The sequence below is a fragment of the Chitinophaga niabensis genome (genome assembly GCF_900129465.1).
GTDB classification, from domain to species: Bacteria; Bacteroidota; Bacteroidia; order Chitinophagales; family Chitinophagaceae; genus Chitinophaga; species Chitinophaga niabensis.
In genome coordinates, this window is record NZ_FSRA01000001.1 from 1,167,455 (window position 1) to 1,179,860 (window position 12,406).

Annotated in this window: 11 protein-coding genes; 5 read left to right on the forward strand and 6 right to left on the reverse strand. The window is 47.1% G+C overall.

What is annotated here, in order from left to right; translation table 11 throughout:
• Positions 1–18: 18 nt before the first annotated feature.
• The 5 genes from BUR42_RS04375 (at position 19) to BUR42_RS04395 (ending at position 7,245) form a co-directional block, all read left to right on the forward strand.
• The gene (locus tag BUR42_RS04375; RefSeq protein WP_074240438.1) at positions 19–1,305 is read left to right on the forward strand and encodes a RagB/SusD family nutrient uptake outer membrane protein; all 1,287 of its coding nucleotides are present in this window, start codon (positions 19–21) and stop codon (positions 1,303–1,305) included.
• Between the two features lie 19 nt (positions 1,306–1,324).
• The gene (locus BUR42_RS04380) at positions 1,325–2,236 is read left to right on the forward strand and encodes a phosphodiester glycosidase family protein (RefSeq protein ID WP_074240439.1); all 912 of its coding nucleotides are present in this window, start codon (positions 1,325–1,327) and stop codon (positions 2,234–2,236) included.
• Between the two features lie 3 nt (positions 2,237–2,239).
• A complete protein-coding gene (locus BUR42_RS04385) occupies positions 2,240–3,553 on the forward strand; it encodes an IPT/TIG domain-containing protein (RefSeq protein WP_084185387.1) in 1,314 nt (437 codons plus the stop codon).
• Between the two features lie 104 nt (positions 3,554–3,657).
• Positions 3,658–4,410 carry a penicillin-binding transpeptidase domain-containing protein gene (locus BUR42_RS04390; protein WP_074238069.1) on the forward strand — a complete coding sequence of 251 codons (753 nt, stop codon included), beginning with the start codon at positions 3,658–3,660 and terminating at the stop codon, positions 4,408–4,410.
• A gap of 132 nt (positions 4,411–4,542) precedes the next feature.
• Positions 4,543–7,245 (forward strand): CBM96 family carbohydrate-binding protein, encoded by a 2,703-nt coding sequence (locus BUR42_RS04395; protein WP_074238070.1) that lies wholly within the window; start codon positions 4,543–4,545, stop codon positions 7,243–7,245.
• Positions 7,246–7,367: 122 nt separating this feature from the next.
• Here BUR42_RS04395 and BUR42_RS04400 read toward each other — a convergent pair whose 3' ends face one another.
• From BUR42_RS04400 to BUR42_RS04425, 6 genes are all read right to left on the reverse strand, one after another.
• On the reverse strand, positions 7,368–8,129 hold the full coding sequence (locus tag BUR42_RS04400; protein ID WP_074240441.1) for a LytR/AlgR family response regulator transcription factor: 762 nt from the start codon (positions 8,127–8,129) through the stop codon (positions 7,368–7,370).
• Complete coding sequence (locus tag BUR42_RS04405) at positions 8,129–9,232, reverse strand: sensor histidine kinase (RefSeq protein ID WP_074238071.1); 1,104 nt, start codon at positions 9,230–9,232, stop codon at positions 8,129–8,131. Before BUR42_RS04405 ends, BUR42_RS04400 begins: the two co-directional genes overlap by 1 nt.
• Positions 9,232–10,218: an NAD-dependent epimerase/dehydratase family protein gene (locus BUR42_RS04410; protein ID WP_074238072.1), complete on the reverse strand. Its 987-nt coding sequence runs from the start codon at positions 10,216–10,218 to the stop codon at positions 9,232–9,234. The genes BUR42_RS04405 and BUR42_RS04410 overlap by 1 nt, the downstream gene beginning before the upstream one ends.
• Positions 10,215–11,003, reverse strand: a complete 789-nt coding sequence (locus tag BUR42_RS04415; protein ID WP_074238073.1) for an SDR family NAD(P)-dependent oxidoreductase — start codon at positions 11,001–11,003, stop codon at positions 10,215–10,217. Before BUR42_RS04415 ends, BUR42_RS04410 begins: the two co-directional genes overlap by 4 nt.
• On the reverse strand, positions 11,000–11,605 hold the full coding sequence (locus tag BUR42_RS04420) for an START domain-containing protein (RefSeq protein ID WP_074238074.1): 606 nt from the start codon (positions 11,603–11,605) through the stop codon (positions 11,000–11,002). Before BUR42_RS04420 ends, BUR42_RS04415 begins: the two co-directional genes overlap by 4 nt.
• A gap of 168 nt (positions 11,606–11,773) precedes the next feature.
• Positions 11,774–12,061 carry a hypothetical protein gene (locus BUR42_RS04425; RefSeq protein WP_074238075.1) on the reverse strand — a complete coding sequence of 96 codons (288 nt, stop codon included), beginning with the start codon at positions 12,059–12,061 and terminating at the stop codon, positions 11,774–11,776.
• Positions 12,062–12,406 lie beyond the last annotated feature (345 nt).

Below are 12,406 nucleotides of genomic sequence, written 5' to 3' on the forward strand. Positions count from 1 at the left end.
CCGATGAATAATATTCTCATGAAAAGAAAAGTATTTCCAGTATTGCTTTCCGGCCTGTGCCTGTTTGCTTCGTGCAGTAAGATGCTGGATGTGAAATCGCATTCTGCCGTAGCTACCAATACTTTATCTGCAGCAGATGTGGAGGCCTTCCTGACAGGTATTTACAGCCGCATGCAAAATGCCCCCGGTGCAGAATCCACTATTTCCTTCGATATCACCGGTGGCAACCTGATCAACTCTGCGGCTACTACAGACGGTGGACTGAATACCTTTATCACCAATATACTGCGCCCGGAAAACGGCCTGATGTCCGCCGCATGGAATGGTTATTATGCTGCCTTGTTCCAGGTGAACAACCTGCTGGATGTTTCAGCCAATCTGCCTGCCACACAGCGCAATAAAGAGATTTCCGGTATCGCGCACTTCTTCCGTGCTTACCTGTATTATAACCTGGTGACCCGCTGGGGCGGCGTGCCGGTGTTGGAGCAGAATACATCAGCCAAAGTAAAACGCAATACAGAAGCAGAAACATGGGCTTTCATTGAAAAGGAATTAACACATGCCATGGCAGATGCGCCGGCCTATGCTGCAGGGCAATATTACCAGGTGTCTTCCATCGCGGCTAAAGCGCTGATGGCACGTGTAAAACTTGCACAGGGCAAAAAAACAGAAGCCGCCACACTGGCTGAAGAAGTGATCACTTCCGGCCTTTTTAAACTGGATGCTTTTGAAAAGATCTTCCGCGCACAATCGAACCAGGAAGAGATCTTTTCTTTTAAAAACCTGACCATTGAATCTTCCCTGCGTGTAAGCACGCTGTTCTATACCTATGCACACACGGTAAAAGGCAGTTACGTATATCGCCCTGTACAGGAGGTGATGGATATGTTCACTGCCGGTGATAAACGTACTGCTATGTCCGTGGATACCTACCAGGGCCTGCGGGTGATCAACAAATATCCCAGCGGCCAGTCAGGCAGCGATCCCATTATTGTGGTGCGCCTTGCAGAAATGTACCTCATCAGTGCAGAGGCACAGGGGCTTGCGGGCCTGGGCAGATTGAATGAGCTGCGTGCTGAACGCGGGCTTACAGCCATCCAGCCAGCCGGTGAAACTGCTTATATGGATGCTGTTATGCTGGAAAGAAGAAAGGAATTGCTGGGTGAAGGGTTCCGCTGGTTCGATCTCGTACGCACCGGCCGTGCGCAAACTGAACTGGGGCTGGCAGACAGGGAGTTGAAATATCCGCTTCCCATGAATGAACTGGCTATTAACAAATTACTGGTACAGAACGATGATTATTAATCTATTTAAAAGCAAAGATATGCACAGGATCAAACTGTTTTCTCTACTCAGCCTGCTTTATTTCACCATCGCCAGTTGTAAAAAAGATTCACAGGCGCAGGTGCCGCATGTAACCATCAAAAGTCCGCTTACCCAAAGGATGATGGATAGTACCAATATTATCGCAAAGGTATTTTCAGATACTATATTTCAGATCAGTGAAGGGGTGCAGGAAACGGATGTGCATTACCTCAGCAGGGAAGGTTATTCCATGCATATGTTCATTATTGAAGCGGATATGAACAACCCGAAGCTGAAACTGGAAGCCGCTACGCCGTATGATGCCACACCATATGCCATGCAAACAGTGCCGGACATGGTGAAGTACATCAACGGACCCAATAGTAAAGTGGTAGCAGGTGTGAATGCAGACTTCTTCAACACTACTACCGGTGAGCCACGTGGCATCCTCGTCAAGAACAACAAGGTGCTCAAAACTACCTGGTTCAACGACCGCAGCAGCACTTTCCTGGGTGTGAAAAAAGATGGAAAACTCTTTATTGGCGACCGCGCAGAATTTGCGGCCATGCAGAATGATCTTGAAGATGCATTAGGCGGCGGACCAATGCTGGTGAAGAACAATGCGATGCTGACACAAACAGACCTTACTATTGAACCCCGCACCGGCATTGGCCTGAACGAGCAGGGTAAAATGTACTGGATGGTAATAGACGGCCGCAGCTTCTATTATTCCAATGGTATTACCATCACACAGCTGGGCCAATTGCTTAAAGCATGTGGTGCTACCAAAGCTATTAATGTAGATGGCGGCGGATCTTCCACCTTTATGATCAAACATCCGCTGGCGGAAGTATGGCAGGTACGCAACCGGCCTTCTGACGGAACCAACAGGGCAGTGGGTAATGCATGGATGATCATTTCCAAACCTTAATATATGAAGAGAATAATTACCTGCTGCATGGCGTTTGTGCTGATAGCCATAACCGCCTGCGACAAAGATAAAACAGTTACTTCCTCTGCACCTGTGATCAATACCGTATGGCCGCTGGATGGAACCCCTTCCACTATTGTGACCATCAGGGGAAAGAATTTCAGTACAGTACGTACAGAGAATATTGTTCAGTTCAATGGTGTGAATGCCATTGTAATTGAAGCCAGCCAGGGAGCGTTGCTGGCAGTAGCTCCTGCCACTGGTGCTACCGGCGCTATTACAGTAGCCGTCCGCAATACTACGGTAACCGGGCCTGTTTTTACCTACAAAGCTCCCCAGCAGGAGTATAATGTGAAGTTGTTTGCCGGTGACCTGACGGCGGGTTCAGTAGATGGTGCTTTATCCATCAGCCGGCTAAGAAGTCCGGAAGGCGTAGAGATGGACGCTGCGGGGAACCTCATCATTACAGACAGAGGGAATAACCGCATCCGCAAAGTTTCACTGGCGGGTATTATGAGCCCTGTAGCCGGAGCAGACGTTGTTGGTTTTGTGAATGGCCCTGCTGCCGATGCAAGGTTCAGGTTACCCTGGAAGTCAACAGTAGACGCCGCAGGAAATATCATCGTGGCAGACCGTGATAATAACTGCATCCGTAAGATCACACCTGCTGGCGTAGTAAGTACCATCGCAGGCTCCGGTACAGCCGGATTTGCAGATGGCTCCGCAGCAACCGCCATGTTCAATCAGCCATTGGATGTAGCAGCTGATGCCGCAGGGAATATCTATGTAGCGGATAACCTGAACCACCGCATCCGCAAGATCGCACCCTCAGGAGAAGTAAGCACCCTGGCAGGAGACGGCACCGCTGCATTTGCCAATGGTACCGGTACTGCTGCAAAGCTGAAGAATCCCAGCGGGCTGGCCATTGATAAAGATGGTAACCTGATCATAGCAGACAGGCTGAATCACCGTATCCGTATGATCACACCGGCTGGTGTAGTTACTTCTATCGCGGGCGACGGGGTGAGCGGGTATAAGGATGGTGAGGCCGGTGCAGCCAGGTTTGCGGATCCTTATGGCGTTGCGGTAGATGGCAACGGGCATATTATCATTGCAGACCTCAACAATAATAAGGTACGCAAGCTGGCCGGTATTACGGTAACTACCCTGGCTGGCTCCAGCAAGGGTTTCCTGGATGGGCCCGGTGCCAATGCGCAACTGAACCAGCCAACAGATGTATGTGTGGACGCTGACGGGAATGTGTATGTGGCGGACCTGGGGAATAATTGTATCAGGAAGATAACGCTGATCAAATAAGTTATGAAGGAGGTTGTTCGTTTTGATCCGGAAGATAACATTGATTAATGATTTTCAAAAGAGGCTGTTCATTGCGAACAGCCTCTTTTGTTATAAATTGGGGGATGATCGGTTTCCTCCTTTCCCTCTTCTTTTTCCAGGATTGCCAGTTTAATGGCAGTGTAACTATTTATGATCACAGCCGCGGAAAGTGGCATTATACTGACTCCGCAGATGCCTTCAGGGAAGCTCAGCCAGCCTCCACCTTTAAGATCATCAACCTGCTGATAGCACTGGAAACCGGCGTTATCAAAGATGAAATGACTATTGTGAAATGGCCGGGCAAAACAGATACCACCCTTTACGGATACAGGCCGGAAATTTATAAAGACATGACGGTAAAGGAAGCTTTTGAAGTTTCTGCCGGCTGGGTATTTATCGAATTGGCTAAAAAGATTGACAGGAAGCAATATGCCCGGTACCTGAAAGCCAGCGATTATGGTAACCAGGACCTGAGTGAAAGGGGAGATGACTTCTGGAACTTCGGTGCTATGAAAATATCCCCGGCAGGCCAGGTGAAATTCCTGGTGAAGGTCTATGAAGGTAAAACACCCTTTTCTAAACGCAACATAGCGATCTTGAAACGGGTGATGATAACGGAAAAGACAGCTTCGTATACTATCCGCTCAAAGACCGGCTGGACGCGCATTGATGGAAAAGATATTGGCTGGTGGACAGGCTACGTGGAGCGAAAGGAAGGAGCGTATTTTTTTGCTACAAGGATAACTAAGGACCGTGCCGTATATAATCCCCGTTTCGGTCAGTGCAGGAAAGACCTTACAATAAAAGTATTAAGAGAATTAAAGATCATTGATTGATAAATAAGCATCATTATTTAATGCAACCGTTTGCTTAACTTAGGAATGAGAACCAAGATCTAAGACCCTGAACTATGTGCTGATAAACCCTGACCCTGTTTGTTCATTACTCATTATAAACCAATTCCCGTTATGAAAAGTATGTTACGCAACATCCTGATCCTTTTTTCATTTCTCCCCTCCATTTGTTTAGCGCAGACCGGTATATCCACCTGGGCGAGCATTGGCAGCAACGGTAAGTTACAATACACCGCAGATTCAAGGGGGAACCGTATTCCCGATTTCAGCATGGTAGGCTACCATCACGGCGAAGCCGCCTTGCCTGTTGTGCCCGTGGTAAAAACGATCTCTCCTGTAAGCGGAGATAACCTGGCCCATATTCAGGCAGCCATCAATGAAGTTTCTGCCCGTACACCGGATGCCAATGGATACCGCGGCACTTTGTTACTGGAAAGCGGCACCTACAATGTTAGCAACACGCTGAACATTACTGCCAGCGGAGTAGTATTGCGTGGCACGGGTACCGGCAGTACGCAAACAAAACTGGTGGCCACCCGCACCGCCCAGCACACACTCATTAATGTGAAGGGAAGCGGCGGACCTTCTGAAGTGAGCGGCACCCGCGTAAGTATTACCAATACTTATGTTCCGGCCGGTGCTACTTCATTTACAGTATCTTCTGCTGCAGGTTATGCTGTGGGAGACAGGATCCGCGTTTTAAAAATGCCTAACCAGGCATGGATAGATCTGCTGGGCATGGCGCCTTTCGGGTGGACGCCCTCTGGTTATAACATGACCTATCTCCGTGTGATCAAAGCCATTGCCGGCAATACGGTAACCATAGACGCACCCATTGTTGACCCCATCGATCAGCAATATGGCAGCGGATACATTTACAAATACAACTGGACGGGTAAGATACAGGAATCCGGTGTGGAAGATATGCGTATAGAATCCACTTACGCGGCGGAAGATGATGAGAACCATGGCTGGACTGCCATTAATCTCGGCAATATCGAGAATGGATGGGTGAAGAATGTGGACGCTTATTATTTCGGGTATAGTTGTGTAAGTGTAACCGGCGGAGGTTATAAAGTAACCGTGCTGGATTGTAAGATGTATGATCCCAAATCACAGACCACCGGTGGAAGAAAGTATTCTTTTATGATAGATGGATCGGAGCTGGTATTGTTCAAAGATTGTTTCTCCCGTGCAGGGCGCCACGATTATGTAAGCGGCAGCACGGTTTCCGGCCCGAATGTTTTTTACAACTGTGTTTCCGAACAACAGAAAGCAGATAACGGTCCGCATCACCGCTGGTCCACCGGTATCCTGTTCGATAATATCACCGGCAACGGGGAGTTGAACATACAGAACCGTGAAGCATCCGGTTCCGGCCATGGCTGGGCAGGAGCACAATGTGTGTTCTGGAATTGCGTGGGCAGTAAGTTTGTGCATCAGCAACCTCCGCAACATCTGAACTGGGCCATTGGCTGTAAAGGAACTGTAACAGACAATGGTACCTGGCATGATGGTGATCCGGGCATATGGGAATCTACCGGTAATCATGTGATCCCGCAGAGTTTGTATGCGCAGCAGCTGGCTGACAGGCTTGGCGCTCCATCCTGCGTGCCGGCTACAGCCAGTGCTGATGATGGCAATGTGGCAGCGAATGTATTGGACAATAATCTCAACACCCGCTGGTCCGCCAGTGGCGACGGCCAATGGATACAATTCTGTTTAGCTAACGCCGCATCTGTAACAGGCGTAGATATTGCCTTCTATAGCGGCAATACCCGTACTTCCACCTTTGATGTGCTGGTAGGGGCAGATGGCAACAACTGGACTACAGCAGCCACCGGTCTTGTGAGCAGCGGTACCTCCCTGAACCTGGAAACATTCAGTTTCTCAGCAGTTACAGGAAAGTATGTGCGTATTGTTGGACATGGCAATTCCGCAAACCTCTGGAACAGTTATACGGAAGTGAAGATCAGGATAGCCACAGGTTCCACGCAGGTAACACTTTCTCCCGTGCATGATGCGTATGTGCGCAATGGTACAAGTGCCACTGTTACACATGGCATCACGGATTCTACCACACTGCTTACAAAACTCAATTCCAATCCTGCCACTGGTAACGACAGGCAGGCGTACCTGAAATTTGATCTGAGCGGGGTAAGCGGCACCGTTACCGCCGCTAAGCTGAGAGTATATGGCGGACTGTCTGATAACCGCTCTGCTAATATACCTGTTGGCCTGTATAAGGTTGCCAATCTTACCTGGCTGGAATCTACCCTCACCTGGAACAATAAACCCGCTACGGGTTCCCCATTGCTGGATTCTGCGATTGTAACAGATTCTATACCGCGTTATTACGACTGGGACTTTGGCGCCTATGTACAGGCTGAACTGGCTGCAGGCAGAACGAGTATTTCACTGGCTATGCTGGCGCACATCGCTACTGCGCCTCTTATTGTCTGGAATTCCAGCGAAGCGGTCACCAATAAACCGCAACTGGTGCTCACCGTGCAAACAACGGGTACTGCGAGGAAGGCTTTTGTAGCAGAGGTTGAAAAACCTGTGGCGGAGATCCTCACATTCCCCAACCCGTTCTATGAAGAATTACAGGTGAAATTCCATTTGAAAGAGGAAGGAAGGACAGTGCTGCGTGTATATGATCTTTCCGGTAAAGTAATGGCAACACTGATCGATGCAAGGTTAGCTGCAGGTAATCACTCCATGCGGTTTAACGGAAAGGCCTGGCCGAAGGGATTGTATATGCTGCATCTGCAGCATAATGGAAAGAAGATAACGGCGAAGGTGGCTAAGCTGTAAAAACAAATACATTAACCTGAAGTATTATAAAAAAAGCCCTGCGCAGCAATTGGAGAGCCTAATTTTTCGGGGCACTCCAATTGGCGGGGCTTTCCTTTTTATATAATCTTTTGGCCGGCTTTTTACTTCCCTGCGTCTTTTCCTTCCAGCCAGCTCTTGAAATCAACTACCCGTTCCCTGCTGATCACCACATCTGCATCTACCTGTGGTTGTAATTGCAGGATCAGCCTGCTGTTGTAATAGGTCATGATCTTTTTAATGGCATCTATATGGATAATGAATTGCCGGTTGATGCGGAAGAAGGTATTCCTGTCCAGCATTTTCTCGATCTGGTCCAGAGAGTAATCCAGGGGCATCTTTTCCCCGGTAAAGGTGGTGGCATAAGTAACACCTTTTACAAATTGCAGGTAGGCAATATCTTTTGCTTTCACATAGATCAGCTGGTTGTTGAGCCGGCCAATGAACCTGGCGCTATCCCGCTTCAGGAACTCATCCGCGATCCGGGCAATATCGATATTGTGCTGTGCGGGTTTCAGCTGTTCGTATTTATTGAGTGCGTTTTTAAGTTCCTGCAGTTCTATGGGTTTCATCAGGTAGTCTATACTGTTCACTTTAAACGCCTGCAGGGCAAAGTTGTCGTAAGCAGTTGTAAAGATAATAGGTGTTTTTACATTGGCCTGCTTGAATAGCTCAAAGCAATTACCGTCTGATAACTGGATGTCCATCAGCATGAGGTCTACTTTGTTATGCTGGTCCATCCATTTGAGCCCTTCAGACAGGGAAGGGATCACAGCCACCACTTCTATCGGCTGATCGCATTTCTGCAACAGGCGGATCAGCCTTTCCGAATTATGGACCTCATCTTCAAATATAACAACTTTCATCATGGTGTTATTATGGGGATCTTTACAATGAACACTTCATCTGATCTGTGAATTTCTATCACTCTGCCGCTGGCCAGCTCATAGCGTTTCCGGATATTGTCCAGCCCGATGCCGGATGATATGGCCGGCACATTTTTCTTTCTTACCTGGTTGGAAACCAGCAGGTAGCCAGCTTCGCTTTTTACATGGATCAGCAAAGGATCATTTGCGGAAAAGCGGTTATGTTTTATAGCATTCTCAATCAGCATTTGTAAAGTAGCAGGAGGGATGGTGCCCTGTGCTTTGATCTGTTCATCTATCTCTGCAGTAAAACGGATACTGTTCTGGTGCCGGATGCTGATCAGGAAGAGGTAAGAATCCAGGAAATCCAGTTCCGTTTGAATAGATACCAGGTTCTCGAACTTCTTATCCAGGATATAGCGGTAGATCTTAGCCAGTTGGGTAATGTAATCGGCAGACAGATCGGCGCTTTTATACACCAGGTTAGTTAATACGCTGAGGGAATTAAAGAAGAAGTGCGGGTCTATCTGGTTCCTCAACGCATCGTATTGCGCCTGGATGTTCTCGCGCTTTAATCTTTCCGTTTGCACCTGGTATTCTTTAAGCCCCTTGTAGTAGTAAATAATACCATTGACGGTGAGGATGAGCACATAGAAAATATACAGGCCAAAGATCATGTTGTAGCTCACGGCGCTGAAACTTTCCCAGGCTTCGTAACGGTTGAACACCATGATGTCCATCATGGCATAGAGGAATGCGAAGAGGAAAGCAGGGATCAGGCCATACAACAGCATAGCGGTGCAAAGTACCAGCAGGCGGTTGGAGATATAACCTTTCAGCACCCCCTTTTCCACATACCGGCTCAGCCAGATGGCGCCTTCCCAGCATATGAGCCCCAGGCCTACGTACAGCAGGCTGAAGAGCTGTGACCTGAAGATGCTGGTATGAACATCCTCAATAAAGGAAAGATCGAAAGACTTGAAGATAATACTGAACAGGTAAAGGATGACGATCCTTGCAAGATATTTGAAGGTTTTGCTGGAAAAGATCCTTTCATTCTTTTTAAACAGGTCCTGCTCAATTGATTTATCGGATGTGGTCATCAATAGTAATTGTTTTCTTTAAACCAGGTTAATGCATTCCTCAGGGCATCTTTTACAGGTGTGTACCGCACCATTAATTCATTTTCTGATTTTTTACCGGTATAATAATTATTCAGGCATAACAGGTAAGCGGAGGTATAATTCAGTTTGCTGCTCCTGCCGGTCAATCTTTCTTTGATGGTACCCAGAATGCCGCCCAGTTTTAATATGAATGCAGGGATCCTGATCATGATCTTTGTTTCCCTTGATATACTGTTGAGGGAGGAGAAAAATTCCCGGTAGCTGAGATTATGACCAGCCAGCAGATAACAATTCCCCATTTTCCCGTTATCGATCGCATTCACAATGCCCTGGCAAACATCGTGAATATAAACAAAATTCTTGCCTCCCGGCGGATAAAACAGGATCTTTTTACCCAGGCCATAAAGTACCAGCTTGCCGGAGCTGGGTTTAATATCATTAGGGCCGATCATGAAAGTAGGGTTCACGATCACCGCCGGCAGCTGATTGGATTCCACCTGTTCCAGTACATATTGCTGCGCAAGGTATTTGGTGTTGATGTAGGCGGAGTTGGCATGGAAAAGTGTAAAGCCGCTCAGTTCATTACCGGGTTTATCTTTGCTGCCGGGCCCCATTGTATTGGCAGTACTCACGTAAATGAATTTATCCACCTTTTGGGAAAGGCTGGCCTCCACTATGTTTTTAGTGCCCGTGAAATTCACTTTCTCATATTCTTCAAAAGTAATACCCCACTGATCTGTAATGGAAGCGGCATGAATGACAATATTGCAGCCTGCTACAGCTTGTTCCACATCATGTTTATTGGAAATATCCCCGAAGAAAACCTCGCAGGGGATATCTGAAATACCTTTGATATCTGCATTGTAACGGATCATGATCCTGACTTCATATCCCAGCCGGAATAATTCTCTTGTAAGATTAGACCCGAGGAAACCATTTGCTCCCGTAACGAGTACTTTATTCATATCAGTTCTTTTTTTACAGCCCTTGAGATCATTTTCAGCTTTAGTTCCATGGGCAGTATGCTCATCAGGAAGTGGTTGAGCTTATTTATAAATCCGGGAATGATGGTTGGATATTTTGTGATCGTACCGATGATGGCAGTACTGGCTATTTCAGCGGTGGACAGCAGTCCCATTTTTCCTTTGATCCCCTGTGAGATGATCCGCTGTGCTGTATTGGAATTGGTCATAATAGGCCCGGGATACACTACGCTAACGGAAACACCTGTGCCGGAAAGTTCTTCCCGGAGGCCTAGAGAAAAGGAGGATATAAAGGCTTTGGAAGCGGGGTACACTGTTTTGTAGGCAATGGGTGAGAAGGCCGCCATGCTGGAGATGTTCATGATATAACTCCGTTCATGCTGCAGCAGGTGAGGGATCAGCATATGCGTGATCAATACCGTGCTGCGTACATTGAGCTGCATGATCTGATCTATCTTTTCCATGGAAGTTTCTGTGATCAGGGAAGTACCGCCTACGCCGGCATTATTGATCAGGAAGTCTATTTCAAAACGTTCCAGGATGAGCGTGATCTGTTTTTTCAGTTCTTGGGAATCTGTAAGATCAAATTCAAAGATGCGTACATCCACATTGTAAGTATTGGCCAGGTTTTCTGCGAGAGAAGGAGTACAACCGCCGGGCAGGGCAATCAGGATGATATTTCTGCCCATTTTGGCGCATTGTACGGCAAACTCTTTTCCAAGGCCGGAGCTGGCTCCTGTGATCAGGGTGTATTTTTCGTTGTTCATTTGTTTTTCTCTGCGAGCGTTTTAAATCTTGTCATGGTTTCTATGAGGTTGCCCTGTACAATAGGATCAGAGATCCAGCGGGGCACCTTTTTACTGCGGTTGGTAGAGATGAGGTAGGTGACGCGCATGTTGCCATTTCCCATGTCCTGCAGCATCCATTTGCCTTTGGCGCCTGAAATGCGGGTGATGTTCTTGTAAACAGGGAACCTGCTGTGAGCGGTACTTTCGAAAGTGATCTCTGCATATTGTTCTTCTTTTCGCAAATGATATAACAGGCAGCAATCCTGGTCTTCAAAAGGCCATGGGATACTGTATTTGATATAAGTGATCCAGGTGTTCTCTGTAGTGGTGGGTATTACATTATATTCTTTGGCATTCACATTCCAGTCGGTACCCATGGCAGGGCTGGTCATTAACCTGGAGATGCCGGCCAGATCTGCCCGCACAACGAAAGTGGCTTTTATTTCGCGCACCTTTTCATCTTCTGCATTGGGTATCCAGCGTTCATACAGAGAGATCCCTTTATCTGTTCTTACGAGTTTGAATTCCTCTTCGCTTGTTGTATGAGCAAAAAGCATCCGGGAGAAAACTAAACTCAGCATACATAATAACTTTAAACCTTTCACGTAATAAGTATTTATGTAAAATTGCCGGTAAGCGGACTAATGGCAGCAGATTTTCCCTTGAGTTGTAGGATAAGGTTATTGAACCGTGAAAAAGGAGGGGTATAAAAAAGAAAAGCCCCCTTTTCAGGAGGCTTTTCTAAGGAGCTAAGCAGTGGCGTTCCATAAGAACTTCCGGCTGTCCTTGCTGACGAAGGTAATAGGTACAAATTCATCAGTAGGAGAGCCAATATAGTATACCATCCATTCCGGATCATGGCGGGACAACATTTCGCTGATACAATCCGCCCGATGGGCCTGTGGATTCAGGCAATCTCTCCAGTAAAACAGTTCAACGCGGTAACGCAACTGCTGGTGCTGGTTATTGATAACTACCTGCACTTCAATCTCCTGCCTTCCCGGCAAAGGAGGGATGGGGATCATTATGTAACTCATGGTCTTGAGAGTTTAAAATTCCTGATATGCCTCCACAAGAAGGTTGCCATATCTTAAAGTATAGCCGGGGTGGGCATTTGCAGGATGAACAGGAGGGAGGAGTGTTCATTTTCGGACACTGGCTGTGCTGAAATGGACGGTTTGCTGTTATATGGATTTTCCTTATTTTTAATTTACCCGCATTGGTTATGTTTTCAGGTGCAAATAAAATGTTTGGATACCCGCACCTGGTTCCTCAAAGCAAATACCTCGCTTAGGAATGCTATCTCCTGGGAAAAAGTTTGGGAATAATTTCACTTATAAGTGAAAAATTTGCAACTTTGAAAATGGAATAGCCTGAAGAAC

Excerpts from the sequence above, each read along its gene's own strand:
- BUR42_RS04375 (WP_074240438.1), top strand. The coding sequence starts at position 19 with ATGAAAAGAAAAGTATTTCCAGTATTGCTTTCCGGCCTGTGCCTGTTT.
- BUR42_RS04380 (WP_074240439.1), top strand. The coding sequence starts at position 1,325 with ATGCACAGGATCAAACTGTTTTCTCTACTCAGCCTGCTTTATTTCACC.
- BUR42_RS04385 (WP_084185387.1), top strand. The coding sequence starts at position 2,240 with ATGAAGAGAATAATTACCTGCTGCATGGCGTTTGTGCTGATAGCCATA.
- BUR42_RS04390 (WP_074238069.1), top strand. The coding sequence starts at position 3,658 with ATGATCGGTTTCCTCCTTTCCCTCTTCTTTTTCCAGGATTGCCAGTTT.
- BUR42_RS04395 (WP_074238070.1), top strand. The coding sequence starts at position 4,543 with ATGAAAAGTATGTTACGCAACATCCTGATCCTTTTTTCATTTCTCCCC.
- BUR42_RS04400 (WP_074240441.1), bottom strand. The coding sequence starts at position 8,129 with ATGAAAGTTGTTATATTTGAAGATGAGGTCCATAATTCGGAAAGGCTG.
- BUR42_RS04405 (WP_074238071.1), bottom strand. The coding sequence starts at position 9,232 with ATGACCACATCCGATAAATCAATTGAGCAGGACCTGTTTAAAAAGAAT.
- BUR42_RS04410 (WP_074238072.1), bottom strand. The coding sequence starts at position 10,218 with ATGAATAAAGTACTCGTTACGGGAGCAAATGGTTTCCTCGGGTCTAAT.
- BUR42_RS04415 (WP_074238073.1), bottom strand. The coding sequence starts at position 11,003 with ATGAACAACGAAAAATACACCCTGATCACAGGAGCCAGCTCCGGCCTT.
- BUR42_RS04420 (WP_074238074.1), bottom strand. The coding sequence starts at position 11,605 with ATGCTGAGTTTAGTTTTCTCCCGGATGCTTTTTGCTCATACAACAAGC.
- BUR42_RS04425 (WP_074238075.1), bottom strand. The coding sequence starts at position 12,061 with ATGAGTTACATAATGATCCCCATCCCTCCTTTGCCGGGAAGGCAGGAG.